The organism is Agrobacterium sp. CNPSo 3708 (assembly GCF_028674915.1).
Taxonomy (GTDB): Bacteria; Pseudomonadota; Alphaproteobacteria; order Rhizobiales; family Rhizobiaceae; genus Agrobacterium; species Agrobacterium cavarae.
Window position 1 is genome coordinate 189,274 of the sequence record NZ_JAQZSF010000005.1, and the last position, 26,801, is coordinate 216,074.

The 26,801-nt window shown below is 56.3% G+C and carries 24 protein-coding genes and 1 pseudogene; 20 read left to right on the forward strand and 5 right to left on the reverse strand.

The window, feature by feature from the left end; genetic code table 11:
- The first annotated feature begins 1 nt into the window (after nt 1).
- Nucleotides 2–1,204, forward strand: a complete 1,203-nt coding sequence (locus PVA19_RS12775; RefSeq protein ID WP_274102768.1) for an ABC transporter permease — start codon at nt 2–4, stop codon at nt 1,202–1,204.
- 89 nt (nt 1,205–1,293) lie between these two features.
- Here PVA19_RS12775 and PVA19_RS12780 read toward each other — a convergent pair whose 3' ends face one another.
- Nucleotides 1,294–2,136, reverse strand: coding sequence for an acyl-CoA thioester hydrolase/BAAT C-terminal domain-containing protein (locus tag PVA19_RS12780; RefSeq protein ID WP_274102769.1), 843 nt, complete (start codon nt 2,134–2,136; stop codon nt 1,294–1,296).
- 191 nt (nt 2,137–2,327) lie between these two features.
- Here PVA19_RS12780 and PVA19_RS12785 point away from each other — a divergent pair, with 191 nt between their 5' ends.
- The 3 genes from PVA19_RS12785 (at nt 2,328) to PVA19_RS12795 (ending at nt 6,703) form a co-directional block, all read left to right on the forward strand.
- Entirely contained in the window at nt 2,328–4,181 is a 1,854-nt protein-coding gene (locus PVA19_RS12785) for an ABC transporter ATP-binding protein (protein ID WP_274102770.1), read from the forward strand.
- A 627-nt stretch (nt 4,182–4,808) separates the two neighbouring features.
- Nucleotides 4,809–5,792 carry a phosphotransferase enzyme family protein gene (locus PVA19_RS12790; protein ID WP_274102771.1) on the forward strand — a complete coding sequence of 328 codons (984 nt, stop codon included), beginning with the start codon at nt 4,809–4,811 and terminating at the stop codon, nt 5,790–5,792.
- A gap of 161 nt (nt 5,793–5,953) precedes the next feature.
- Nucleotides 5,954–6,703: an SDR family NAD(P)-dependent oxidoreductase gene (locus tag PVA19_RS12795; RefSeq protein WP_274102772.1), complete on the forward strand. Its 750-nt coding sequence runs from the start codon at nt 5,954–5,956 to the stop codon at nt 6,701–6,703.
- Nucleotides 6,704–6,943: 240 nt separating this feature from the next.
- Here PVA19_RS12795 and PVA19_RS12800 read toward each other — a convergent pair whose 3' ends face one another.
- Both PVA19_RS12800 and PVA19_RS12805 read right to left on the reverse strand, forming a co-directional pair.
- Complete coding sequence (locus PVA19_RS12800; protein ID WP_274102773.1) at nt 6,944–7,384, reverse strand: hypothetical protein; 441 nt, start codon at nt 7,382–7,384, stop codon at nt 6,944–6,946.
- Between the two features lie 443 nt (nt 7,385–7,827).
- Entirely contained in the window at nt 7,828–8,901 is a 1,074-nt protein-coding gene (locus PVA19_RS12805) for an ABC transporter ATP-binding protein (RefSeq protein ID WP_274102939.1), read from the reverse strand.
- Nucleotides 8,902–8,929: 28 nt separating this feature from the next.
- Between PVA19_RS12805 and PVA19_RS12810 the strand changes: the two genes are divergently transcribed.
- The 14 genes from PVA19_RS12810 (at nt 8,930) to PVA19_RS12875 (ending at nt 23,044) form a co-directional block, all read left to right on the forward strand.
- Nucleotides 8,930–9,679: a GntR family transcriptional regulator gene (locus PVA19_RS12810; protein ID WP_274102775.1), complete on the forward strand. Its 750-nt coding sequence runs from the start codon at nt 8,930–8,932 to the stop codon at nt 9,677–9,679.
- A 167-nt stretch (nt 9,680–9,846) separates the two neighbouring features.
- Nucleotides 9,847–10,656 carry an alpha/beta hydrolase gene (locus PVA19_RS12815; RefSeq protein WP_274102777.1) on the forward strand — a complete coding sequence of 270 codons (810 nt, stop codon included), beginning with the start codon at nt 9,847–9,849 and terminating at the stop codon, nt 10,654–10,656.
- 27 nt (nt 10,657–10,683) lie between these two features.
- Nucleotides 10,684–11,883 (forward strand): ABC transporter substrate-binding protein, encoded by a 1,200-nt coding sequence (locus tag PVA19_RS12820; RefSeq protein ID WP_274102779.1) that lies wholly within the window; start codon nt 10,684–10,686, stop codon nt 11,881–11,883.
- A gap of 66 nt (nt 11,884–11,949) precedes the next feature.
- A complete protein-coding gene (locus PVA19_RS12825; protein ID WP_274102780.1) occupies nt 11,950–12,873 on the forward strand; it encodes a carbohydrate ABC transporter permease in 924 nt (307 codons plus the stop codon).
- Entirely contained in the window at nt 12,870–13,703 is an 834-nt protein-coding gene (locus tag PVA19_RS12830) for a carbohydrate ABC transporter permease (RefSeq protein WP_113267229.1), read from the forward strand. The genes PVA19_RS12825 and PVA19_RS12830 overlap by 4 nt, the downstream gene beginning before the upstream one ends.
- A gap of 58 nt (nt 13,704–13,761) precedes the next feature.
- Nucleotides 13,762–14,643: a sugar phosphate isomerase/epimerase family protein gene (locus PVA19_RS12835; protein ID WP_274102782.1), complete on the forward strand. Its 882-nt coding sequence runs from the start codon at nt 13,762–13,764 to the stop codon at nt 14,641–14,643.
- Nucleotides 14,640–15,635, forward strand: coding sequence for a Gfo/Idh/MocA family protein (locus PVA19_RS12840; protein WP_274102783.1), 996 nt, complete (start codon nt 14,640–14,642; stop codon nt 15,633–15,635). The genes PVA19_RS12835 and PVA19_RS12840 overlap by 4 nt, the downstream gene beginning before the upstream one ends.
- A 142-nt stretch (nt 15,636–15,777) precedes the next feature.
- Nucleotides 15,778–16,203 (forward strand): GlcG/HbpS family heme-binding protein, encoded by a 426-nt coding sequence (locus PVA19_RS12845; RefSeq protein ID WP_111851097.1) that lies wholly within the window; start codon nt 15,778–15,780, stop codon nt 16,201–16,203.
- A gap of 619 nt (nt 16,204–16,822) precedes the next feature.
- Nucleotides 16,823–17,515, forward strand: a complete 693-nt coding sequence (locus tag PVA19_RS12850) for a FadR/GntR family transcriptional regulator (protein ID WP_274102941.1) — start codon at nt 16,823–16,825, stop codon at nt 17,513–17,515.
- The gene (locus PVA19_RS12855; RefSeq protein WP_274102784.1) at nt 17,512–18,687 is read left to right on the forward strand and encodes a PLP-dependent transferase; all 1,176 of its coding nucleotides are present in this window, start codon (nt 17,512–17,514) and stop codon (nt 18,685–18,687) included. Before PVA19_RS12850 ends, PVA19_RS12855 begins: the two co-directional genes overlap by 4 nt.
- Before the next feature lie 33 nt (nt 18,688–18,720).
- Complete coding sequence (locus tag PVA19_RS12860; protein ID WP_274102785.1) at nt 18,721–19,980, forward strand: ABC transporter substrate-binding protein; 1,260 nt, start codon at nt 18,721–18,723, stop codon at nt 19,978–19,980.
- A 243-nt stretch (nt 19,981–20,223) separates the two neighbouring features.
- Nucleotides 20,224–21,126 (forward strand): carbohydrate ABC transporter permease, encoded by a 903-nt coding sequence (locus PVA19_RS12865; RefSeq protein WP_376752901.1) that lies wholly within the window; start codon nt 20,224–20,226, stop codon nt 21,124–21,126.
- Between the two features lie 3 nt (nt 21,127–21,129).
- Entirely contained in the window at nt 21,130–21,960 is an 831-nt protein-coding gene (locus PVA19_RS12870) for a carbohydrate ABC transporter permease (protein ID WP_274102786.1), read from the forward strand.
- A 4-nt stretch (nt 21,961–21,964) separates the two neighbouring features.
- Nucleotides 21,965–23,044 carry an ABC transporter ATP-binding protein gene (locus PVA19_RS12875; protein ID WP_274102787.1) on the forward strand — a complete coding sequence of 360 codons (1,080 nt, stop codon included), beginning with the start codon at nt 21,965–21,967 and terminating at the stop codon, nt 23,042–23,044.
- Nucleotides 23,045–23,235: 191 nt separating this feature from the next.
- On the opposite strand, the gene PVA19_RS12880 is transcribed toward PVA19_RS12875, so the two are convergent.
- Nucleotides 23,236–24,135, reverse strand: coding sequence for a YiiG family protein (locus tag PVA19_RS12880; protein ID WP_274102788.1), 900 nt, complete (start codon nt 24,133–24,135; stop codon nt 23,236–23,238).
- Nucleotides 24,136–24,450: 315 nt separating this feature from the next.
- Here PVA19_RS12880 and PVA19_RS22425 point away from each other — a divergent pair.
- Nucleotides 24,451–24,573, forward strand: a pseudogene (locus PVA19_RS22425) (FAD-dependent monooxygenase); the annotation flags it as partial.
- A 231-nt stretch (nt 24,574–24,804) separates the two neighbouring features.
- Entirely contained in the window at nt 24,805–26,073 is a 1,269-nt protein-coding gene (locus tag PVA19_RS12885; protein ID WP_274102789.1) for a GMC family oxidoreductase, read from the forward strand.
- A gap of 77 nt (nt 26,074–26,150) precedes the next feature.
- Here the strand turns inward: PVA19_RS12885 and PVA19_RS12890 are convergent, their stop codons facing one another.
- Nucleotides 26,151–26,792, reverse strand: coding sequence for a ThuA domain-containing protein (locus PVA19_RS12890; RefSeq protein WP_062442427.1), 642 nt, complete (start codon nt 26,790–26,792; stop codon nt 26,151–26,153).
- Nucleotides 26,793–26,801: the final 9 nt, after the last annotated feature.

Genomic DNA, 26,801 nt, shown 5'->3' on the forward strand with positions numbered 1-26,801 from the left:
GATGTCATCGCAATTCAAGCAAGTGCTCGTCATGACCAGAGCAAATCTTCTGAGCCTGCCGCGTCGCTCAGCGATCGCGGCATCCATGGCCTTTTCCGTCGCGCTCGTCGTCTGCGTGCTGGCCGGCTTTCTCTCGATGGCCGCCGGCTTCGAGACGGCGTTGAAAAGCGCCGGTTCTCCGACCGTGGCCGTGATCCTTGGAGGCGGCACGAACCAGGAGACCGGCTCCGATGTGTCGGCCGGCGTCATCCGCACCATCGAGGCCATGCGGGGCGACATAGGCGCTGCACGGGGTTCGGCGGGTAACCTCATCGTGTCACGGGAAATCGTCGTGCCCGTCGAAAAGACCGACGACAAGACTGGCCAGGCAAAGATGCTGGCGCTGCGGGGCATGGACCCGACCGGCCCCGCCTTGAGGGATGGGATCACATTGACAACAGGGCGATTTGCGGGACCGGGTGCGCGCGAGATCGTCGTCGGAAAGCAGGTCGCTGCCGCGTTTCCTGCACTTGCGATCGGGCAATCGGTGCGGCTGGGCTCCGTCAATTGGACGGTGGTCGGTCAATTCTCCTCCGGTGGCAGTGCGTTCGAATCCGAAATATGGGGAGACCTCGACGCTGTTCGCGCCGCCTTCGACCGGCAAGGCGAAGTGCAGAGCCTTCGCCTGCGGCTTGAGACGATGGATGCGATCGGCAAACTGAAGACCGCCCTTGGGACCATCTCCGATACGCCTATGAATGTCGTGACCGAAGCAGATCTCTACGCGGCGCAATCCGCCGGAACAGCCAATCTCATTCGTCTGTTCGGGTGGCCGCTTGCTCTATTGATGGCGCTTGGTGCAACGGCGGGGGCGCTCAATACGATGATGAGTTCGGTGTCTGATCGGACGGTCGAAATCGCAACTGTGCGTGCCCTCGGCTTCAGCCGCCTGTCTGCTTTCATAGCCACATGGGTTGAGGCTGTTGCGCTTGCGGCGCTAGGGGTCATCATCGGCCTGATGGCATCCTGGCTGGTGTTCAACGGCTGGCAAGCCAGTACCATCAGCGCCAACAGTACGACCCTGTCGTTCCGGCTTACAATGGATGGCCATGTCATGCTGACAGCAGGTCTACTGGGCATGGCAATCGGTGTTGTCGGTGGGGCTTTGCCTGCTTTTTCGTCAACGCGATTGCCCTTGGCGGCCGCCTTGCGCGATCGCAGGTAATTAGTCGTGTCGCCCACAGAGTTCGTGGCGGATCTATGCCGTTGCGAACGACCTCTTCTGGACCGACGTGGTCATCTGCGCCGATTAGCTTACAACAGTTTTTCTATTGTCTGCCATGCTCTCTGGCCGAGTTCCGCGTCGGCTTCGTCAGTCCCGCCGTGTGAATGTAGGCTGGATCGCTGAGTTGATTCACCGGGGAATAATATCCGGTGACCAGCATCTTGATCGAAGATGAGTGTCGCCGACTTTCCGTGCGCCTGTCGCGATTGAACGATCTCATGAGCGAAATCGTCGGATGGCCAGAGCGCATCGTCGCCACCCGCCACGAGGATCAACTCGGCGACGGACAGTTCGACTGGAATTCTTGCGCGCTCGTTTGTTTGGACGTCGTTGACGAGACATTTCTCGAAAAATGAACGGTAGGAGATCAGGCCATCTCTGTAGTTTTTCTGCCAACTCAGGTCGGACGGAATGAAGTCTAATGGAGTACCTTTTAACGACCAAGATGATCGTTCGGGCCAGGCGATACCGTCAACACCTTCACCAATGTTACCCCAAACCACCGACGTTGGGCTGATTGCAACCACGGCTTTGATGCGCTGATCAATGGTTGATGCAAGTAGGGCCGCTTCAGCGCCCTTTGATGTTCCGACAACAATGATACGGTCACATCCCCTCGACATTAGGAGGTCCGTTGCATCAATGAAAGTCTCAAGCGGGATTTCGCAAATTCCTGGCGACTGACTGGGTCCTCCGAACCATTGCAACGCCAACGCATGTGCCCCGGCTTGTGCAAATAAACCAGCCCTCGGGATGTCAACTCTCCCACTGGAGCCGCCTAGAACGAGTACTCCCGTCCTGCTGTGTGCAGCGCCGGGAAGGAGAGACCCTCTAACTTTACCGTTCAAGTTCTCAACATCGTGGGCGAACATTTTTGCCTTAGATCAGTGGCCGATCTGGTAGATCAAGCGCCTGTGCGGTCCACATGTCAACGGCCGCTTTTGGCGCGAAGCAGCCCCAATTGTTCTCCTTGGGTCGATTAGCGGTTGAGCTTCCTGCCTCAAGATGTTTTGTTCTAGAAGTTGAATCCTCGCCCTCCGTTCCAACCAGAGTTCGAGCGACCATGTCAATTTCAGATGCAATCTACCGCCCATTTGAACAGCTGATTGAGCCACTGGAGATTCCTTATCGGCCGCTGCCGTCCAGCGGACCAGTGGCGGTCCTCTTGCATTTCATATCCATGTTCCGTGGGGTATTGATCGGCCTGGCGCTTTCCGCCATGGCCATGGAGGCCATCAATCTGTCGATCGTCTGGGGACTTACGGTCGTCGTTGATGGTGTTAGTCAACATGGTGCAAGTGCATTCCTCCAGAGCGAGTGGCCACTTCTCGCCTTTCTTGCTTTCCTGATATTTCCGGCAATGCCTATCGCGTCGTTCCTGCTCAACACGCTCCAGTCGCATACGCTTGGCATCGGCATGCCCGCCGCGATCCAATGGCAGGGCCACAAGGCGGTTGAGCGTCAGGATCTCGCGTTCTTCCACGACCTTTTTGCCGGTCAGGTCGCTTCACGACTGCAGCAGGTGGCATCCGCGGTCCAGCAGCAGATCATAGCTGCATTCCAGACCATCCCTCGTTTCATGCTGCAGATGGTTGGCTCTGTGATCCTCCTCAGTTCGCTGTCATGGCAACTCGCGCTGCCGGTTGTCATCTGGATAGCTCTCAATATCGCATACGCGGTGAGGATCGTCCCCATCTTTGCCGAAAGCGCTCGTCGGACTGCCAAGCAGCGGAGCCTGCTGGCAGGTGCTATTACCGACCTCTACACCAATATGCAGATGATCAAGCAATTCGCTGCCGAAGATAGCGAGGCTGGCGCGATTCGCCGTGCCATTCTGAAGACTGTGAAGACACAGCAGAGAGAACAACGCATATACCGCACCTCGGAAGCGACGGTGGTCATTCTCAACACGCTGCTCTGGGTGAGCATGCTGACGATCGGTTTTTCTGGCCTCCTTAAGGGCTTTCTTACAGTTGGCGAATTCGTCGGCGCGGTCTACATTCTCCAGCGCCTGTCGGCACAAATCTTCACCTTTCTACAAGTGGGCCAGCAGGTCTTCCAGGCGATCGGCACCATCAAGGATGCCATGCCCGTCATGACGACGCCGCCGACCATCACAGATCGGTCGGATGCCACCGATCTCCAGGTGGAAGCAGGCGAGATACGGTTCGAGAATGTCAGCTTCGCCTACAAGTCCGGTAAATCGGTGATAAACTCGTTGTCACTTACGGTCAGGCCCGGCGAGAAGGTAGGCCTCGTTGGACTTTCGGGGGCGGGCAAGACGACACTCGCAAGCCTTCTCCTGCGCTTCTACGATGTGAGGGACGGCGCAATCCTTGTGGACGGGCAGGATATCCGCGCCGTCACGCAGACGAGCCTTCGGGGTGTGATCGGCGTCATAGCCCAGGATGTCGCTCTACTGCACCGCTCTGTTGGCGACAACATCCGGTATGGCCGGCCGGATGCGACGCAGGAGGAGATCGAGAGAGTGGCGAAGATGGCAAGTGCAGATGGCTTCATCGCCGATCTTACCGACGGCGAGGGCCGGAAGGGGTACGATGCCTTCGTCGGCGATCGCGGCATCAAGCTGTCGGGTGGCCAGCGCCAGCGTGTGGCTATTGCCCGTGTGCTTCTGAAGGATGCGCCGATTTTGGTGTTGGACGAAGCGACATCGGCGCTCGATAGTGAATCCGAGGCCGCTATTCAGGAAAAGCTGAAGCTTGCCATGGAGGGTAAAACGGTCATTGCCATCGCACACCGCCTCTCCACGATTGCGCGGATGGACCGGATCGTTGTGCTCGACCAGGGGCGTATTGTGGAAGAAGGCAAGCCAGAGGAGTTGATCGAGGGCGAGGGGCTGTTTGCTAGCCTATGGAGACGCCAGACGGGCGGTTTCATTCCCGAGCAACTCACATAGTCCCGGAAACGTCTGTGCGATTACGACACGCGTGTAATCGACTGTTCCGATCTTCAAATCAGGCCCGGCTCGCAGGCGTATGACTGCACCGGCGCACCTCATATCTCCCAACCGTAAAATTTGCAGTCGTGAGAATCTCACAGGCCGTTTCATTGATAGGAGTTCCAATCATACCACCGATTGTGTTTGATTTGCCGATTTGAGTGAGTGGAAAGCTAGAGCGTGGAGAACAGAGAAAAAGTAGCGCTGACGGCGCTTGCTCGTATGGTAGATCAATATCTCGAGAAACGACCTGACGGCATGATAGATAATTATGCCATGTCCGCTGGGGAGAGTGCATTAGAGGCAATATACGCGTACGGATATGTGGAGGATGCTGGCGTGCGTTTCGCCCGTTGGACGGAGCTGGGTGAGGCACTCCTTGCATGGTCGCATTTTCCAAATGAAAATCCATTTCCAGCCCCGATCAGAGGAGATGGCGGCAAGGCATCCCGAAGATAAGGGCGCATACTGGGCAACAAAGGACCCGGCGTGTGATTTGATTATCGACGCCGCTGAGCAACGGACTTCGGCAATTGGAACAGGTCATGAAAGCAATAGGTTTTACAATCTGACGGCGCCACCTAGATGACTGACTTTGATCCGATTTATTCGATGGTGAGCGCTAAAGCCATTAAGGGCTTGATTGAAAGCAACTACGCCTTGGCGGGCTTAGCATCTTGCAGCTTGCTCCAGCGCGGCCTGAACGACGTGTATTTAGTCAGCTCGACTAGCGGTGAGCGTTATGTGTTTCGGCTGTCCCACCACCGCGTACGAGGGCCAGCAGATGTGAAGAGTGAGACCGATTTCCTGATCCACGTCTCCAAGTTTGGCGTGCCGGTCGCAACGCCAATCCCCACCATCGGGTGCGAACTCTTCCTAAAAGTCCATGCTCCAGAGGGGCGACGAGAAGGCGTGCTTTTTCAAGCTGTAGATGGGCGGGAACCTCATGCAGGCGACGTCGGCGATGCTCATGCAAATGGAAGAACTCTCGCTCTTCTGCACAACGCTGCCCAGACATACATTCCGAACGCGCCGCTGTACAAGCTCGACTTGGAACATCTGTTGTATCGACCGCTTGCGCGAATTCGTAGCAGCGGCGTCATAGAAGACCCCTCTGTGCTTGACGAACTTGAACAGATCGCCGAACGGACCGGCGCTGCGATTAAGCTCTCCGCTAATCTCTCGTGGACCTATTGCCATGGAGACTGTCACGGCTTCAATTCGAAAATCACTGAAGCTGGAGAAGCTGTTTTCTTTGATTTCGATGACGGAGGTCCAGGGTATTTGGCTTACGACCTAGCTGTCTTTCTATGGGCGCAGGTTTCTTTCGGTCGGGAAACAACACGAGCTTGGACATCGTTTTTGGACGGCTATCGGTTGATAAGACCAATCACTTCAGATGATTTCGAAGCTGCTCTGCGGTTTGTTGTCATCCGCCACGTCTGGCTCATGGGAGAACATGCAAGCCGGGTCGACGAGTGGGGCAGCAACAACGTCCGCTGGGTTTCCCGTGGGTTGGGTTTCGTCAGAGCATGGGAGAGCGAGTACTTGATGGGCCGTTTGTTTTAGGCTCCCATGATCTTTATCCGCTTGTTGCGCAAGATAAACTTGTTGTCCTTCGACAGATGTTCGTGCCTACTCATGCGCGAAGTTCATGCTGTCCAACTGATGTCTCAGGAAACAGGAGACTGCCTGTGGTGCAAATATTGCCGCCGAAACGATATCCTGAGATGAGAGAAAAAATTGCTCTTGTAACTGGCGGCAGCACCGGAATCGGGCTGGCGACGGCGCAAGCGTTTGCTCGCGAAGGTGCGACTGTGATCATTGCTGGCCGCAACGAGAAGAGAGCTAAGCAGGCGCTGACTACGTTTTCTCCAGATAGTCGTGTGAGTTGGATCGAGTGTGACGTAACGAGTGGCCGCGACGTCGAAAGGCTTATGTCTTCAGCTTTGAAAGAGCACGGACAAGTTGACTACGCTTTCAACAATGCTGGTAGCGGAGGTAAAATGTCTCCGATTGCGAGCATGAGTGAAGATGCGTGGGGAAAGACGATCAATGGCTATCTCACCTCGGTCTTCCTCTGCATGCGTTATCAGTTGCCGCCAATGCTCGAGGCTGGGCGCGGTGTCATAGTAAACAACTCTTCAGTGGATGGTCTTCGAGGTTATCCCCTTCCTGGCGGTGCCGCTTATTCGGCTGCTAAGCACGGGGTTTTGGGCTTAACACGAAGTGCGGCGCTGGAACACGCGAAGGACGGAGTTCGAATTACCGCAATCTGCCCCGGTTGGATTGGCACGCCGCCAGTCGAAAATTTCATTAGGAAAAACGAGCAAGTTGGTGCTCAGATCGTAGGGCAAGAGCCAATCGGCCGACTTGGGACTCCGATTGAAGTCGCGAACGGCGTCCTATGGCTTTGCTCTGACGCCGCTTCGTTCATGCTTGGGAGCCCCCTTGTTCTCGACGGCGGCTACATGGCCTAGTTCCGAGACTTCAGAGGTGTCCCGGGCTTCGCGCCGGCCGAGATGAATTGTTGAAGTTCGGGTTATCAGTGCTTCAATCTGCGGCAGTGGCAGATTCCGGAACGCCATCGAGTTCTCGCAGCAACGGGTTGAGCAAAAAAAGAGTGTAGTTGGTGTCAAAGGCTGACGTGCCCTACTTCAGCCAGCGGGAGGCCGCGAACTGACTTTGCCTAGTTCGACTGACCGAAACATAAACGCGGCTCAGGCGCTCTGCGTTATCTCTGCTGCCTCTACCGGTCCGATTTCGCCGAGCCACCCGGACGCGAAGTCTACAAGCACTTTTCGGGCCACCGCGATCCGGAATGCAGGCGTCGCTGGTTTTATTGAAGCCAAGTCACCCCTGTCGTCGCCGAAGAGGATGTTACGTTCGACATGAAGGATTCCGGTCCGCTGGCGGAGCTCTCCATCCGCGTCGGAAAACTTCTCGCAGTCAGTTCGAAAATGCCTTCTCAGCTCTTCCTCGAAGAACGCGACTTGTCCTTCTAAGGAGGCAGCAGTCGCATTCGCTTGTCGGCGTACAGCCGCTGCGACGGCTCTCTTGTTCGCTGCAGTCAACACTTCGGCCGGCGTCAATTTCGCGGACGCCAAGCGCTTCTTGATGAGAGTGACGTCTTTTATATCGATACGGGCATCGATCTCCATCCTCTCGAGGATTTCTTGACCTCTGCGGCGACCGGAGATTTCACCACGGGGAACGATGCCTCGCCTTGCGAAGCACGTCCTCCGAACCTTTCAGGGTCTTGGAGAATCCCTGTAGGTCGATAGCTCGGTGACGGGCAGATTGCATCGTGCCTTGAGGAAGGTTTTCGCTTCTGTAGCAGGGACGATTTCCGTGACCTTCTCTATCTCAACTGCCATCGCTAAAACTGCAGGTCATCTGCCGCTGCAGGTCGGTTATCCGCTTGACCGCCAGTGAGAGCGCCTGCGCTTTTGGATCGATGTCTGCCAATGGAGTGTCCCTGTTTGGGACGTTCATACGACATCGCTCTTTTAATGCCGGTAATCGGATCGCTAAAATGCGAGCGATTGTGGAAAGCTTTGGCTACGGCGGTAAGCTCGGCATGTGGTTTCTTCGGCTGGCGCTTTCACACCGGCGTAATTCTCCGGCCCGTCGTCGGATCGAAAAGATGGAGGCTTTCGGTCCGCGCTCGAAAATGTAACGTCTCACCAACGTTCAAGTCGCTCGTTCGAGGAAACTCCGCGCAGAGCATCTTCGAGTGACCGATCTCCACATAGCCATACGTCTGACTGCCCAAGCGCTCTGCAACAAGCAACTCTCCGGTTACCCAGGCGTCTTCCTCAGAACACTGTATAAGATCTTCCGGCCTAATGCCGACCACGACCTGACTGTCAAGCCCGCCGTAACCAAACGTCTCATCAAGCTGGATCGACTTTTTGAGTAACGTGAGTAGGCCATGAGTAAGGCTTGCGGGAAGGGTGTTCATAGTTGGGCTACCGATGAAGCGTGCGACGAATAGGCTTGCTGGTCTATGATACAAATCTAGAGGCCTGCCGATTTGTTCGATGACGCCGGCGTTCATCACAACGATGCGGTCCGCCAGTGTCATCGCCTCCACCTGATCGTGGGTGACGTAAATGGTGGTTGCCCTCATGCGATGATGGAGCTTAGCAATCTCAAGCCGCATCTCGACACGAAGTGCAGCGTCGAGATTGGACAACGGCTCGTCGAAGAGAAATGCGGCAGGTTCACGCACTATTGCTCGACCCATGGCGACGCGTTGACGTTGGCCACCGGAAAGCTGAGCTGGTCTACGGTCGAGATAATCCGTGATCTTGAGGATGTCAGCCGCGTGGGAAACGCGGCTCTGGATTTCCTCATCTTTACTGCCACGCATCTTCAGGCCGAAAGACATATTGTCTCTCACGCTCATATGGGGATAAAGCGCGTAGTCCTGGAAAACCATTGCAATATTGCGTTCTGCAGGCGGGAGCAGATTCACTGTGCGTCCTTCAATCTGCAACTCCCCGCCGGAAATTTCCTCCAGTCCGGCGATCATTCGAAGAAGGGTGGATTTTCCGCATCCGGACGGGCCAACCAAGACAAGAAATTCGCCGCTCTCGATGTCGATATCGATATCGTGGATGACTTTTAGACTGCCATAAGACTTCTGGATTCCCCTCAGCGCAATTTCGGCCACGTTTTCCTCCCGGGTAGCAACTTCGTGCTTGACGATCATTATCGATGTCAATATCGATAATGATAAGTTCATCGAGACGCAACAGCTCAGGCACATTTGGATGACATATTTTCCACCCCGGCAAACCGCCACGAAATCCCTTAAATCCAGCGCAGCGTTTGCTTCGCTAAAGCGCGACATCATGCTCGGCGTGCTTGAACCGGGAACGGGTCTGACCGAGCTGGATCTTGCGACCCACTTCCAATGTAGCCAAGGCACTGTGCGCGAAGCTCTATTGCAGCTGCAGGAAGAGGGTCTTGTGCTTCGAAAGGGCCGTCGTGGAACTCAGGTTTCCGAATGCACCGCGGACGAAGCGATCGAAATGTTTAGGCTACGGCAGCAGATCGAGGGGAGTGGTATTGCGCGGATGATGCGTGCGCCGAGCCGGACTCTGATCAAAGACCTAGAAGACTTGTTGAGCAAAATGTTGGCTGCGGCCGACGCTGCCGACGAACTCGAGCTTGCGGCCATCGACCGGGATTTTCATCGTCGCATTTTTGAGGATGCCGATCTGCCGGCCCTTGATCCAATTCTTCATCGCTGCCTGGTGCATAATCATCGTTTCAAGATTTCGCGTAGTCCGATGTCACGGGATTTGAGGGCGACAGCGCTGCGCCACCGCAGCATCATCGAGTCCATTGAAAGCGGTGATGCGCGGCGGGCGACCGCCTCGATGCATCATCACATTGCTACGATTGTCGATTTCGGTCCTGAGGTATTTCCGGAGAGCGTTCAGTGAGCGCCGCTCACGCAGTCTCTGGTGCGTTGTCGGCAGAGAGTGTTGCTCTGATGGCAAGGACGCTGGCTGAACTTGGCCAGTTGCCAGATCCAACAACGTTGGCGCCCGAACAGGGGAGGGCTCAGTCGGCGTTTGCGAGCGCGCGTTGCAATGTCGATCTGCCGCCGATGCGCAGCGTGTCGGAAGTCTGGATCGATGCGGATCTCGAGCTTGGTTCTGACCGCTGTCGCTTGAAAATTCTAGTTCCGAAAGGTGCTGGGCACGGTGCGATCCTGTTTATACATGGCGGAGGCTTTGCGTTCTGCTCTCCGGAAACGCACGAGCGTTGTGCGCGAACCCTTGCGATTGAAAGCGGAATGCCTGTCGTGTTGCCGGACTATCGGCTGGCGCCCGAATGCCCGTTCCCCGCAGGTCTGAAGGACGTGGTCTCGGCACTCCGGCACGTCTTTAGCACAACATCTGCCTCGGGTGTCACGCGTGGCCCGTTGCTGGTGGCTGGCGACTCGGCCGGTGCCAATCTTGCATTGGCAGCCATGTTGCACGAAGAGGCGGCCGGACGACCCCTGCCGGACGGCGGACTGCTCTTTTACGGAAACTATGCAAGGTCTTTCGACACGCCATCCTACGTCCACTTCAGCGAAGGGCCTGGGCTGACGCGCGGTAAGATGCAGCGTTATTGGGACTTCTATGCGGGGGGGCGGAAAATCGAAGATGACCCTTTGGCATGTCCACTTGTCGCAACTGAACAGCAACTGGCGGCAATGCCGCCGCTGTATTTGATGGCGGCGGAGGTCGATCCCCTGCTGTCGGACACGCTTCTGCTGAGTGAACGTCTCAAGGCGCTCGGTCGCAGCGACGAGTTGTTGATTATCGCAGGCGTGATGCACGGCTTCTTACAAAATACATCCGAACTGTCTGCCGCGCGGGAGGCGTTGGCAGCGGCGGGGAATGCAGCGAGGCGGCAGGCTGGCCGCTGAAAACAAATCAATCTGGAGGAGGAAAGCATGAAATTTCTAAAAACAATGGCGCTCAGCGTCGCACTGGCGGCGTCGGCAACGCTGTCCCAGGCAAAAGCGGAAACGGTCCGGTTTTGGTACCACTTCGATAATCCAGCCAATCCGATGGCTGACCTGGTAAAGAAATTCGAGGCGGCCAATCCGGGCATCACAATTCAAGCCGAGAACGTTCCGTGGAACAGCTATTACGACAACCTCTACACCTCACTCGTGGGAGGTAATGCACCGGACGCCGCGATGGTGAAGCTTTTCGCTCAACCACGCCTCGTTGAAATGGGTGCGCTCGAGCCGATCGGCACTATGATTGACGCTTGGAAAGGCAAGGCCGATCTACTCGATAACGTCCTCGAACTGAACAAGGGGCCTGATGGTACTCAATATTACCTGCCGGTCCAATATGTCGTTCTCTATCTGTATTATCGCACGGATCTCTTCCAAGCCGCAGGCCTGCAGCCGCCCAAGACCTGCGAAGAGTTCAGGAACGCCGCTATCAAACTGACAAGGGCACCCGACACCTATGGGTTTGGCCTGCGGGGCGGCAAAGGTGGCTGGGATCAATGGGGCGCGTTTGTATTTTCTCAAGGAGCCGAACTGAAGCCTGACGGTCTTGTTAAGCCAGAAGCCATCGCTGCCAATCAGTGGGTAGTCGACCTGTTCCAGAAGGACAAGGTAATACCACCATCTGCTCCGAATGACGGGTTCCAGGAAATCATTGCTGCTTTTAAATCCGGGAAAACCGCGATGACGATCCATCACATTGGCTCGTCCAAGGATCTGGTCGCGGCGCTTGGAGACAAGGTTTCAGCAGTGCCGGTACCAAAGTGCGGGAACGGCCAGTGGACATCCTACGGAGACGAGTCCCTCGCGATCTTCTCGAATTCATCCGTTAAGGACGCTGCATGGAAGTGGATTTCGTTTCTCGCCGAGGGTGAGAACAACGTCGCTTTCAATGGTGCAACCGGCCAAATGACGGTCACCAAGAGCGGCTCGGCGAATTGGAAGCTTCATGAACGCCGTTTCGTCGACGCTACGATCCAATCCCTTCCTTTTGCGAAAGTGCTGCCGCAAACGTCGGCTGTCTCCGAATTCGTCAACAGCGCTTGGCAGACGAATATGCAGCAGGCGCTCACAGGGCAGATCAATTCGCAGCAGATGATGGAGCAGCTTCAAACGCTGTTTGCTCAGTAACACTTGCCATCTGTGTGCCCCGACGTCTGCGTCGGGGCCTTCCTCAAGGCTTGAAACGGACGCAGTATGTCTCTGTCAGCAACATCTTCCTCACAGCGCCGCGCGACTTTCGACTGGCGCTCGGAACGGCTTCTTCCATATGTCTTGCTTGCGCCTGCATTTGTCGTGACGCTGGTCATTGTCTTCATGCCGATGGTGCAGGCGGTTTGGACGAGTTTCTACGATCTGATCCTCTTTAAACCGAACGCCAGCAAGTTTGTCGGTTTCGGAAACTATGTGAAGCTCTTTAACGATCACGTTTTCTGGGCCGCACTCTGGAACACCCTGTTATGGATCGGTCTGACGGTGCCACTTCAGATGGGGCTCGGCCTTCTCACGGCTTTGCTGTTGAACAGGGAGTTTCCCTGGCGCGGCCTGGCGCGAGCGCTGATCATTATTCCTTGGGCTCTGCCCAGCGTGGTGATCGCTCTGATGTGGCGTTGGATTTATGATCCCAATACAGGTGTGCTGAACGACATCCTTATCTATCTGTCGGTCGTGCAAGCGGCAGTGCCATGGCTCGCCGATCCAAAGGTTGCGATCTATGCGATCATAGCGACGTTGACATGGCAAGGCTTCCCCTTCTTCGCGGTGATGATTTTGGCAGGGCTGCAGGGCATTCCGAAGAGCCAGTACGAGGCTGCGTCGATCGACGGAGCGTCATCCTGGAGGCAGTTCCTGCATATAACGTTGCCTGGGATCGCGCCGGTTCTTGCGACCGCAGGCCTGTTGCGCGTGATCTGGGTTGCCAATTCGATGGACGTCATCTTCGTGATGACGGGAGGTGGACCCGGCTATGCGACTTATACGCTGCCGCTTTATGCGTTCATAAAAGCGCGCCAAAACCTCGACTTCGGATACGGCACCTCAATCGCCGTCACATTCACCATCCTTCTCGGAGCGTTCGTGGTTCTCTACCTCGCCCGTACCATGCGCGAGGTTGAAAGATGACGCAGAAAAACACGCTTCGCCGGATCGTCACGACAGATTTGCCTGTTCTTGCGATCGTCCTGTTCGCCATGGCACCGTTCGTGTGGATGATACTGACGTCACTCACGCCAACTGCCACCCTCTCCGCCACTGGCGTCTCCCTCTCGCCCATGGGTTGGCGGATTGACAACTATGTCCGATTGATCGAGCAGACTTCGTTTTTGAAAAACATGCTGGACAGCCTTATCATTGCTGGCGGCACGGTTGTGATCGGCTTGATTGTCTCGGTTACTGCTGCCTATGCGTTCTCGCGTTTCCGCTTCCCCGGACGGAAACTCCTGATGATGCAGTTCTTGCTGATCAACATGTTCCCGGTGGTATTGCTGATCCTGCCGCTCTTCATTCTGATGCGCCGGATTGGAATTCTCGACACTCACATCGGGCTCATTCTTGCCAACGCAACAGTCGCTATTCCGTTCGCCGTTTGGATGCTGACAAGCTACATCGCTGCAATACCGAAAAGTCTGGATGAAGCGGCAATGACTGATGGCTGTTCGCGATTAACGGCTCTGCGAAAGGTCGTGCTGCCACTGACGATGCCGGGAATTATCTCGACAGGGATCTACATCTTCATCACCGCCTGGAATGAATATCTCTACGCGTTGACGCTGGGGGGAAGAAATGTTCGTCCTGTGACTGTCGCGATTCAGACGTTGATTGGTGAATACCAGATCGAATGGGGATTGCTTGCTGCAGGTGCTGTGGTCGGTGCCATGCCTGCAACTATCCTCTTCCTGCTCGTTCAGCGTCGATTGGTGGGCGGTCTGACTCAGGGCGCAGTGAAGGGCTGATGTTGACCCCAAACCCTTGCAAGCAACTCAATATCTACGCAGTAAAAAGGACGCAAACATGAACCCTATCGGGCTGATTTCCATGCAGTATGCCCGCCCATTCACGGCCGAGCACTTCCCATTATTCTTAAAGATGCGCGAGCATGGTTATGACTTTGTTGAACTTCTTGTTCCAGAGTTCGGCGAACTCGACATCAAGGCCACCAAAACAGCTCTCGATGATGCCGGGCTGGGCGTCGTTCTCGCCGCACGTGTGAATCTGCAGAGGAACTTGTCCTCTGCAGACGCCGACGCCCATCGTGCAGGCATCGATTACCTGAAATACACGGTGGATTGCGCCGCCGGTCTTGGCGCGACGGTCGTCGGGGGGCCCCTGACGGGAAACCCCCTCGTATTTGCGGGTCGTCCACCGCAGCTCGTGGAAGAGTCTGAGCGCCTTGCTCGAAAAGACCGGTGTGTCAAAGGGCTGAAGGAAGCGGGAGACTACGCGCAGAATGCTGGCATTGTTCTGGCGGTTGAGCCCCTCAACCGTTTCGAGAGCGACGTGCTTTGTACGACGCAGCAGGCGATGGAACTGCTTGATGCCGTTGATCATCCGGCTGTGAAGCTCATGCTCGACACCTTCCATATGCACATGGAAGAAAGTTCGCTATCAGAGGCCATCCGGCTCGCAGGGGATCGCCTTGTCCATTTTCAGGCGAACGAGAACCATCGCGGCTTCCCCGGCACTGGCCTGACGGACTGGGTCGAAGTTTGCCGGGCCCTCCATGAGGTTGGCTACGAGGGGCCAATTTCCCTCGAACCCTTTCGTCGTACCGATGACCGTTTCGGTGTTCCGTTCGCCCAGTGGCGGGCGCCCCACGAAGACGAGAGCGATCGCCTGTCGGCATCGAGTGCATTCATGAAATCTCACCTCCTGCTTACGGAATATCGTCGATGACTATGAAAATCGGTTGGATCGGTTGCGGCATTCACGCAACCCAGATGCTGCTTCCGCAGCTTGTTCGCCATGACGTCGAACTCGTCGCGCTTTGCGATATAGATGGCGCGCGACTGAGAGATGCTGGACGTCAGTTCGGAGTGACCAATCTGGTCAGTGACGTTGAAGAACTGTTGAAGACGCCGGGCCTCGATGCGGTTGGAATGGCGGTTGGCCCTGACCAGCACTTGGCGTTCGGAAAGATGGCTCTTGAGCGGGGCCTGCCTGTTTTCATGGAAAAGCCGCCGTCGGGTAGTGCGGCAGGTGCTCGTGAACTTCTGGCCGCGTCGGAAAAGGCCAAGAAACCGCTCCTTCTGGGCTTCATGAAACGTTACTCAATCGGTAATCGCATGGCGGCCAATATCGTCAAGTCCGGTCGTTTCGGCGATGTCCTGGGATTGACCGGTTACTATATGACCGCACCAGGATATTTTGTAGGTAACGTCGACTATACCGGCTTCTTTCTCCACCATTGCGTTCATTATATGGATCTCGTGTCGTTCCTGGTTTCCCCGGTCCGCTCGATTTCTGCCCGTAAAGTCGAGAAGACGCCGGGACGCGTGCTCTTCCACGTCGGCTTCGAATTCGAATGCGGGGCTATCGGGAATGTTGCGATGGGCACAATCCAATCACGCGGCACGCCGGTTGAGCGCATCGAGCTCATGGGCGATCACCAGCGGATCGAAGTGGAAGACGTCATCGACATCAAATGGCATCGTAACCCGCCGTTCAAGATCGATGATCTCGGCGCAACACTGAACGATGATTGCGACACGCTGACATGGAAACCGAATTTTACGGCAGCGGCCAATGAGGATCCCAAAGGGTACCATTCTCTGCTTGCAGACGTGGTCCCCGCCCTCGCTGGAGCAAGTACTCCTGCGCCAACGATCGCCGAGGGAGTTATTGCGATGGAGCGTCTGGAAACGCTTCGCCGTGAACTTGCGCTTTGATGTCCGAAGGAGTGTCGCCCCGAAGATCGGGGCGATCTCGTTCAAAAGTACTCTTTGCGTCAAGTAACAGGCTTTTGTCCGCAGTCGACCTTTCGGATGTGGTGCTTTGCTTGAGTTCATAAAAACAGGGAGGATACAGCAAGTGTTGGTCATCAAGCGGTTGGATATAGAGGATGCGCGTAGCTTAATTGCAGGCGCGCGAGCCAAAGCGACGGAAATTGGCGTGCCAATGTGTATCGCTGTAGTCGATGAATCCGGTCAGTTGATCGCGTTTGAACGGATGGATGGGGGTAAGATAACCAGCACCATCATTGCGCAAGACAAAGCGTACACGGCTGCGGGCGCAAAGCGAACGACCGAGAGTTACGGCACAGCAAGCCTGCCAGGTAATCCCGCCTACGGCATCAACTCTGCGATCGGTGGGCGCCTTATGGTCGTCGGCGGCGGCTTGCCAGTGATCGTTGATGGCGAGGTCGTCGGAGGAATTGGCCTGAGTTCGGGTACGCCAGCGCAGGATGTTGAATGTGCTCAAGCCGGAATTGATTACTTTCAAGCTTCCAGAAAGTGAGCTCGTGATAGGTCAAATTTCTGAGTGAGATGGTGGTTGCTGCCAGAAGCGGAACGGAAGGCCGGCGTATCGTGACAATAAGTTATGAGATGTCGCCGCCAAGCTTGTCGAGAAAGTGCTCGACACCGCCATTCGTTCCTCACGGCGATGGGTGTGACGCTCATTCTTCATGAATGGAGGCAGCTACTTCCTCGGGATGAATATCTGCAGCATTAAAAGCTGAGCAGACACCCTAAAAACTCGACGTACCGCCGGGTACCGAACGGTTGCGGCCCACCTCCCGTGTTTGACGTTCCAAGTCTCCGAAGCTGATGAGAAGCAGCGTAGCTTGCGAGTTCGATGAGCGGCGATCGCGCGCCTGGGCAGACGCTTCTTGCAGACGATTTCGACGTTCACGACGATAGCGGTCGCATAGTGCCGCAGCTTTGAGAATGGCCCTCCCGAAATTGTAAGAGGCGGTCAAAGCAACGAAAAAGAATCCAATCTCATAGGAAATCTACAGCACGTCCGGCTTGACGCCTCCGAAAAATGAAGATTATGTTAATCGGTAAGATGTCAGACCAATTTATGAGTGCTGGCGTTGCGGGGGCAAATGGACCAGACACTCGAAAAGCATGTGATGGCTCCGCTACCGGTCATAGACCGGGTGCGTCAGGTCGAAGGCGCGCTTGTCGAGTTTGTCGAGCGGGCTGATCTGAAACCGGGGAGCCGACTGCCTGCAGAGCGCGAGTTGATGTCAGCGCTTGGCGTTGGACGTTCCACCATCCGTGAAGTGATCCGCAAGTTCCAGGCGCTTGGCATTATCGATTCCCGCAAGGGCAGCGGCAATTATCTTTTGAAGCCGATTTCTACCGCGACGGTCCATATGCCGATTTCCATTGAGGCGCAGAGCCTGCGAGACGCGCTTTTGATGACGCTGGAAGTGCGCCGTGGGATCGAGGTTGAGGCGTCGATGGCGGCGGCTCGTCGTCGCACCGAGGACGATATCGAAACGATGCGTCTTCGGCTGGAAGAGATGGAGCGCGTTCATCTGGCCGAGGGCACGTCCGGCAAGGCCGACCTTGCCTTTCACCTCTCGATTTACGACGCCACTCACAATTCGCTGTTCAAGCAATTGCTCGAGCAGATGCGCGAAGGCTTCGAGCGCTTCTGGTCCAAGCCGTTCGACAGGCCCGATTTCGCCTCTCGCTCCTTTCCATTTCACCGCACCCTGTTCAACGCGATTGTGGCCGGCGACACGTCGGCGGCGCGGCAGGAAACATTGAAAATCCTCGCGATCGTCGAGGAAGATATTAAGGACATGTCCAAATGAGCCAAGGCTCTGATTTTTTTGATGCAGCATCGCTCATTGTCGCGCATGACGAAACGCACGCTTTCGAAGCCGTGGTCCCACCGCTGGTGCAGACATCGCTCTTCACCTTCTCAAGCTATGACGAAATGGTCGCGACCTATCGTGGCGAAAAGAGCCGTCCTGTTTACACACGCGGGCTAAACCCGACCGTTCGCATGTTTGAAGAGATGCTGGCGAAGCTCGAAGGTGCTGAAGACGCACTCGGTTTTGCCAGTGGCATGGCAGCGATTTCGTCCACCGTACTGTCCTTCGTTTCTCCCGGCGATCGTATCGTCGCGGTGCGCCACGTCTACCCGGATGCCTTCCGTCTGTTTGGTACCCTGATGAAGCGGATGAAGATTGAGGTGACCTATGTCGACGGTCGCGATGAGGCCGCAGTTGAGAAGGCGATGCCCGGCGCCAAGCTGTTTTACATGGAGAGCCCGACAAGCTGGGTGATGGAGGCGCATGATGTCGGTGCTTTGGCGGCCATTGCCAAGCGACACGGTGCAATTTCAGTCATCGACAATTCCTGGGCCAGCCCGATTTTCCAGACGCCCCTGGCGCTTGGCGTCGATATGGTGGTGCATTCGGCTTCGAAATATCTCGGTGGTCACAGCGACGTTGTTTCGGGCGTCGTTGCCGGTTCCAAGGCGATGATCGACCGTATCCGCGCAGAAGCTTACCCCTATCTTGGCGGCAAGATGTCGCCCTTCGACGCATGGCTGTTGATCCGCGGGCTGCGCACGCTTCCCATCCGCATGAAGGCGCATCAGGAATCGGCGCTTGCGATCGCATCGCGTTTGCAGGCGCTCGACGTGGTGGAGGCTGTTTGCCATCCGGGACTTGCAAACCGTCTTCCGCCTGGGCTGAACGGCACGTCTGGTCTTTTCTCCTTCATCTTCCGAGAAGGTGTGGATGTACGGGCGTTCGCCGACCAGCTTCAGCTTTTCAAACTGGGCGTTTCCTGGGGAGGACATGAAAGCCTCATCGTCCCAGGGGAGGTGGTGCTTGAGCAGAAGGCGCAACCGAATTCCGCGCACACATTCGGCATCAGCCCGCGCTCCGTGCGCCTGCATGTGGGGCTTGAGGGCACAGAGGCCCTCTGGAACGACCTCGAACCAGCCATCAGAGCGGCATCTGCCGCAGCCTGACGCATCTTGACGACAACAAAAAGGGAGAACGACATGAAAAAACTGGTAGCAGCAGCATTCTTTACCGCCATGATGGCCGGGACGGCACTTGCCGACACGACCCTGAAACTGGTGGAGGTCATCACCAGCCCCGAGCGTACTGAGACGCTAAAAAGCCTCGTCGGCAAATTCGAGGCCGCCAATCCCGGTACGAAGGTGGAAATCATATCGCTTCCATGGAACGAGGCCTTCCAGAAGTTTGCCACCATGGTATCGGCTGGCGATGTTCCGGACGTGATGGAAATGCCTGACACCTGGCTGTCGCTTTATGCCAATAACGGCATGCTCGAGAGCCTGGAGCCCTATCTGGCAAAGTGGCAGTACACGTCGGATCTGACACCACGAGCCTTGGAGCTTGGTCGCGATGTGAAGAACACCGCTTATATGCTACCCTACGGCTTCTACCTGCGCGCGATGTTCTACAACAAGAAGCTGCTTGAGCAGGCTGGCGTGAAGGAACTGCCGAAGACGCTGGACGAATTTGCCGACGCGTCGAAGAAGATTTCCGCTATTCCCGGCAAGTATGGCTATTGCCTTCGCGGCGGCGCCGGAGGTCTGAACGGCTGGGTGATGTTCGGCGCATCCATGGCCGGCTCCAATGAGTTCTTCACCAAGGACGGAAAGTCGACATTCGACAGCCCCGGCTGGGTCAAGGGCCTCACCTACGTCGTCGATCTCTACAAGAACGGCTACGCGCCAAAGGATAGCGTCAACTGGGGCTTCAACGAGATCGTCGCTGGCTTCTATTCCGGCACGTGCGCCTTCCTTGATCAGGATCCGGACGCTTTGATCGCCATCGCCCAGCGCATGAAAAGCGAAGATTTCGGCGTCATGACCATGCCGAAGGGTCCGGATGGAAAGACCTTCCCGACAATCGGTTTTGCCGGCTGGTCGATGATGGCGTCTTCGAAGGACAAGGATCTTTCCTGGAAGCTGATCGAAACGCTGGAAGGACCTGAAGGCAACATCGAGTGGAACAAGAAGACCGGTGCTCTTCCAGTTCACACCTCCGCCGAGAAGGACCCCTTCTATGCAAGCGAGCAGTTCAAGGGATGGTTCGACGAGCTGGCCGACAAGAATGCCGTGCCGACAACCATGCCGACCTACCTTCAGGAGTTTGCCTACTTCAAGGATTCGCTTGTGATCAAGACCTCTCAGGAAGCTCTTCTGGGTGACATCACACCTGAAGACCTCGCCAAGCAATGGGCGGACTACATGACGAAGGCGCAGCAGAAGTTCCTTCAGTCCAAGTGATGGAAACCGGTGGCGTATCTTTCAAGGTACGCCACCTTCCTGCTGGAACAAACTTTGAAGCGCTTCGCGAGCTTGTTGATCAGCGCGCTTCAAGCCGTTGTTTTGTCGCATGTCGTTACCGCAAAGTTCTCGAACACCTTTGTGCGACGTGCCGTGAAGTTGAGATCAGCGCGTGGCCTCCGGCCCACACTTCGTTACGCTGAGGAGCAATTGATGTCGTCATTTTCAAGCGCCGCACCTGCGATGTCGCGCAAACCTATGTTGCGAAGGCTGGCCACCTCGGCTGAGCCATGGCTTTATAGCGCGCCAGTCCTCGTTCTCATCGTCACGGTGATGATGGTGCCGCTGGTGCTCGGGCTCTCCTACGCATTCCGCGACGTCCAGTTGCTCAATCCGTTTTCCGGCGGCTTCATCGGCCTAGAGCATTTCAAGACACTGTCTCAGGATGCCGCCTTCTACCGCGCTCTCAAGAACACGCTGTGGTGGACGGGCGCTTCGGTGTTCCTTCAATTCTTCTTCGGCCTTATCCTTGCGCTGCTGCTCGACAAGCCCTTTGCCGGTCGCGGCATAGCCCAGGCCTTGGTCTTTCTTCCATGGGCTGTTCCAACCTTTCTGGCCGGCCTCAACTGGGCCTGGTTGTTCAACCCGGTGATCGGGCCGCTGCCATACTGGATGACGTCGCTCGGCATGCTCTCGGCACCGAACAACATTCTGGCCGATCCGCATCTTGCCATGTGGGGACCGATCATTGCCAATGTCTGGTGGGGCATACCCTTCTTCGCCATCACGCTATTGGCCGCCTTGCAGGCCATTCCGCGCGACCTTTACGAGGCGGCTTCTATCGATGGAGCGAGCCCGCTCCAGCGGTTTACCTCGATCACCCTGCCTTTTCTGGCGCCGACGATCGCAATCACCGTTCTGCTGCGTACCGTCTGGATCGCCAATTTCGCCGATCTCATCATCGTCATGACGAATGGTGGCCCGGCCGACCGCACGCAAATCGTCGCAAGCTATATTTTCACCCAAGCCTTCAAACGGCTGGACTTTGGCTATGCCTCGGCGATCGCGCTGGTTCTGCTCGTGCTTCTGCTCGCCTACTCCATGCTGATCGTCATCATGCGCCAGCGCCTCATCGAGAAGGATTGATCCGTGACCGGCCGAATTTTTCTCACAGTCTCGCACCGCCTGGCGATCCTCGTCTACATCGCATTCGCCCTCTTTCCCTTGTTCTGGCTGCTCAAGGTTTCGGTGACGCCGAACGACTTGCTTTATAGCGAGGGTGTGCGGCTATGGCCGTCGCGCGCAACCTTCGACCATTATCGCTTCGTCATCGAAAACAGCGCCTTTCCGACATTCTTCAAGAACAGCGTCATCGTGGCGGGATCGACGGCTTTTGCCGTTACTGTGCTGTCGTCACTCTCCGGCTATGCGCTTTCACGCTTCCAGTTCCGCGGGAAATACTGGATCATTGCCCTGATGCTCATCACCCAGATGTTCCCGTTGGTCATGCTGGTGGCACCGATCTTCAAGATGCTGTCGCCGCTCGGCTTGACCAACAGCCTGACCGGCCTCGTCATCGTCTACACCGCGTTCAACGTGCCTTTCGCGACGTTCCTCATGCAGTCGTTCTTCGACGGCATTCCCAAGGATCTGGAGGAGGCCGCCATGATCGACGGCGCAAGCCGCTTTACCGCCTTCCGCCAGATCATCCTGCCTCTGACGCTTCCGGGAATTGCCGCGACGCTTGGCTTCGTCTTCACCGCGGCCTGGAGCGAGCTTCTCTTTGCGCTGATGCTGATTTCTGGAAATCAGAGCGCGACCTTCCCGGTCGGCCTCCTGACATTCGTCTCAAAATTCTCCGTCGATTTCGGGCAGATGATGGCAGCTGGCGTCCTGGCGCTCATTCCCGCATGCCTCTTCTTCCTGCTGATCCAAAGATATCTCGTACAGGGCCTCACGGCCGGTGCAGTGAAAGGATAAATCCATGGCTTCCATCGAGCTGAACCGCGTCGCCAAGTCCTATGGGGATCATCCTGTCCTGCACGGTGTCGATCTCTCCATTGCCGATGGCGAGTTCGTGGTTCTCGTCGGCCCCTCCGGCTGCGGCAAGTCCACGCTGCTGCGTATGATCGCTGGTCTGGAGGAAATCACCTCCGGCACGCTCTCCATCGATGGGCAACTCGTCAACAATCTCAAGCCCAAGGACCGTGACATCGCCATGGTGTTTCAGTCCTATGCGCTCTACCCGCATATGAGCGTCGCCGACAATATGAGCTACAGCCTGCGGCTTCGTCGCAGCCCCAAGGAGGCGATTGCGGCCGCCGTTTCGTCAGCATCGAGTAAGCTCGGCCTCGATCCCTATCTTGCAAGGCGCCCGAAGGCGCTGTCCGGCGGCCAGCGTCAACGCGTTGCCATGGGGCGTGCCATTGTGCGCCAACCCAAAGCCTTTCTCTTTGACGAACCCTTGTCCAACCTCGATGCGCGGCTGCGCGAGCAGATGCGTGCGGAAATCAAGCGGATGCATGCCGATCTACGTGCCACCTCCGTCTACGTCACCCATGACCAGATCGAGGCGATGACGCTCGCCTCGCGCATCGTCGCCATGAATGCCGGATATGTGCAGCAGATCGGTGCACCGCTCGATCTTTACGACCGCCCGGCCAATCTCTTCGTCGCCGGGTTTATCGGTTCGCCAGGAATGAACTTTCTTGAAGGCCGTTGTGTTCAGAAGCCGTATGGAAGCGCAATGTCGTTGCCAGACGGTAGCCAGCTTCCCCTGGGCCGAACGATTCCGCTTAGAGATGGCGAGGCCATGACCCTCGGTATCCGTCCCGAGCATGTTGTTGTCTCACCAGAGACGGGTGGTGTCGATGCCAAGGTGGAGCTTGTCGAGCCGACAGGCCTCGGTATTATCCTGCACCTCACGGTACACGGACTTCCCTTCAAGCTGTTTTCTTCCGACCGTGCACTGTTGCAGCCCGGGGCTTCGATTAGCGTTGGCTTGCCGGAAGCCAGGCTCCACGTCTTTGACAGCAACGGTAACCGCGTGAATACAGATCAATAGGCTCGGCCCTCCGGTGGATGCAGCTTCCTCTGACCTTGGCAGCCACGCCTCATCGGACCCGACATCTGGACTGATCTTGAATTGTACGCTGTGTGGGCAAAAAGGACGTCGTACGGTTCTGATGCGTCTAAGATTACGCGCGGCGTTCTAAGGCCGCCGCGCCGAAAATCCTATTTGCACAATAGGATAGATCAATCATTTGAGAACGTCGTTGCGCTCTGAGAGGTTGAAACCATCATGTTGTAGTCGTTGTAAATCCACTCCAGATCGTTGGCGGCTTTGCGAGCATCGCCCTTGGCCTTCTGCAGTTTTTCCTGGAAGTCCCGCAGCTTGCTGAGAAGCGTTCCTGGGCTGGATTCGAAGACGTGGAACGAGCCGGGATGTTCAGTCGCGTAGTCATCGAACACCTTCACCGCCTCGGCATAGTCCTTAAGCGACGCGTCATAGGCGCCGAGGTCGACTTTTGTCTCATTGCCGCTCGGCAATGTCTCCATGACGGCCTGCGCCTTGATCATGATGTTACGCACTTGCCAGCGTGATTTCTTGCCCTCGGCCTTCTCCAGCGCTGCCAATTCCTGCAAGTCGATTTGACGCTTCTCCTTGGCCAGAAGCGTGTCGGCCTCGGTTCGTGCCGTTGAAAATTCATCCGCAAACTTGATGATCTGAGTGTGAAATTCCTTGCCACCCTGCATCTTGTCGCTCTTGTAGTCTGAGCGGTCGTAATACTTGCTGGCCTTTTCCAGAACCGGCGCAAGCTCCTTATAGACGGCGATGAACCGCGTCATGGCTGCGTCGAGATCAGGCATCTTTGGCTCGGCACCTGTTGCCTCTTCCGCTTTGGCAATTTCGGTGCGAACGTCATAAGGTGCGTAGAGCCCGTAAATGATGCGCTCCTTACCAGTCGGACCCTTCTTCATGTTTACCCAGCTTTCGTATCGGGAAAGCGAGTCCGACGCGCGGATCGCGCGGTTCATGAAGCCGACAAAGGCATTCATTTTCTCGACGGCAGCACCGTGCTCCTCTTCTCCAGATTGCGCCCAAGCAACTGGCGCCAGGACCATGGTGAACGCCAGACAAACAAAAAATCTCATCAGTTTTGTCAAATTTCTCTCCTTTATCAGATGCTTCCCTGTAGGTCCCGCCGCGTTGGTACTCCTTTGCGGTGCAGCTGGAAGGTGCGTTTTTTTACCAGGACTTTTTTATAGGCGGCGCGCTTAACAGGTTTAGGAGGGGCTTTGCGTTGAGACGGATTTGGGCGTTTGCTTGCGGGTTCGATCAACCTCAGGCGAGGGATCGGTCACCCGTTTTTAGGCAGTTTCCGGATATAAAGTGAAGGACAAGATCTGGTCGTTGTAACGAGTGCAGGATCGCCTTTTAGTGTTCATGGTTTGCAGAAATGAGAAGCCATGATTCACGACGCGCTCAACGCGACATCGATCCCGTTTCAGGTCTGCATTGTCGGGGCTGGTCCGGTTGGCCTTGCTCTTGCGTGCAGGTTGGAAGAGCAGGGTATCTGCGTTCTCTTGGTTGAAGCGGGTGAGAACGGCGATGCAGGACGCCACATCAGTGTCGCAAATCAACATCACGCTCCATTGATGTCTGCAACGGCGAGTGGGCTTGGCGGTACATCATCGCTATGGGGAGGGCGATGCGTCGCCTTTGACGACATCGATTTTCTTCAGCGCCCATGCGTTCCGAACTCCGGATGGCCGATCTCCCATAAGGAGGTAAGTCGCTACTACGGAGACGCGCTAAAGTTTTTGAATGTCGCCGACATCGATTTAGGTGATGAGCGAGTAAACCGCGGTTCCGATGAGGTTCACCTCGACGCCATAGAGTGGTGGAGTTCTCAGCCCAACCTCGGACTGCAGTACCGCGACCGTATCGATCAATCCAAGCTGATCCATTTTCTCCCAGACACGGTTCTCAGCGCGATCGAGCTCGATTCTAACCACGCCGTCACTCATCTGCAGCTTCAAGGCAAGGCGGGGACTTTGCGAATTCCCGCTCAAAGGCTGGTGCTCGCCGCCGGTGGCATCGGGAACGTGCGGTTGCTCCACCAATTGCACAAGGCGCATCCCGGGGTTCTTTCCCCTGCACTTGGGCGCTATTACCAAGGACATCTGACGGGTTACATTGCCATTGTGGAACTAGAAGACGACGTTGGCGTCGATGCACTGTCATTTCAAGCGACCAAAGGGGGAGGCATCTTTCGGCGCCGTTTCCAGCTTTCAGGTGATGCGCAACAGCGCCTCGGCTTACTCAATTGCGTCTTCTGGCTCGACACGATCTCCATCTCGAATGCCCTCCACCATTCGGCTGGACTTTCCGCGGTGTTTCTCGCCCTCCAACTGACGGGTCTCTACCGTTTTTTTGCCAATGGTAAAGCTGCTGGCTCGCGGCTTCGAAGAGGTCGTCGATACCGGGATCATCTTCGTAATCTCGTCCCCTCTGCGTCAGTCTTGAAGGATATTCGCCGCACCATCGGCCAATTGCTGCGGCGCCGCGATCGGAGAGTGCCGATCGTCAACCCCGCTCGACGCTATTTGCTGCGCTATCATGCCGAACAGGCCCCCGACATGTCCAGCACCGTCATGCCATCGCCGTCGACGCAGGAGGATCAAGTGGCAGCGGTTGCGATCGATTATCGCGTGCGGAATGAGGACCTCATATCGATAGAAAGGTCGCATGCTGTTCTCGATCGATGGCTGAAAGAAAGAGGGATGGGGAGGCTCGATTACCTGCACCCGGCATCCGCCCGCCTGCAAGCACTCCGTGATCAGGCCTATGACGGCTTTCACCAGATCGGCTTGACGCGGATGAGCGCTTCGCCCGAAGAGGGCGTTGTCGATCGTGACTGCAAGGTCCACGGCGTCAGAAATCTTTTCGTTGCGGGAAGTTGTGTTTTCCCCACGGGCGGGCACGCAAACCCGACCATGCCCGCCGTCGCACTCAGTATGCGACTGGCAGACCATTTGGTTGAAACGCTCACAGCCAAAGACGCTGTTAAGACGGTCGCTATCAGTTGAATTCCATTTCCGTCGCCGTTGTGCAAAGCCGCGTGCAGATACACGCGGCTTTGCAACAGGTTAGAATTTTGACGCCTTCAGCGCGCGGCCCAGTTGGCGCCGCGGCGGAAAATCTCCCGCATCTGCGGAACGGCAAATTCCTTAGCCTGGTGACCGAGTGATGAATAGAAGACGCGGCCTTTCCCGTAGTTGCGCTTCCAGGCGACCGGCATGACGACGCCGTCAATCCACCAGGCGTGATCGCCGGTAAAGGTTGTCGTCGCGAGAACCTCGTTTGAAGGGTCGACATGCATGTAGTACTGCTCGGACGTATAGGGGAAATCGGTGATGCCCGCCATGATCGGGTCTTCCGGCTTGGTGATGTTGACGGTGTAGTCGATGATGTTGCCAGGGTGGGCAACCCATTGTCCGCCGATCATGAACTGATACTCGACGCATTCGCGAAAGCTGTCGCCGGCGCCCCCGTGGTATCCGGCGATGCCGACACCATTCTCGACGGCGGTAGCCAGATTCTTGATCTCTTCCTTTTCAATCTTGGACATTGTGACGATCGGTACGACGAGGCTGAGATCATGGACCGACGGGTCGGCAAAAGCCTCGGTGCTATGCTCGACATAGACCTTAAAGCCTTCCTCTTCGAGAAGATCCTTGATGATGACCGAGCATTCCTCTGGCTCGTGGCCGCTCCACCCGCCCCAGACAATCAGTGCTTCACGCATTTTATTCCT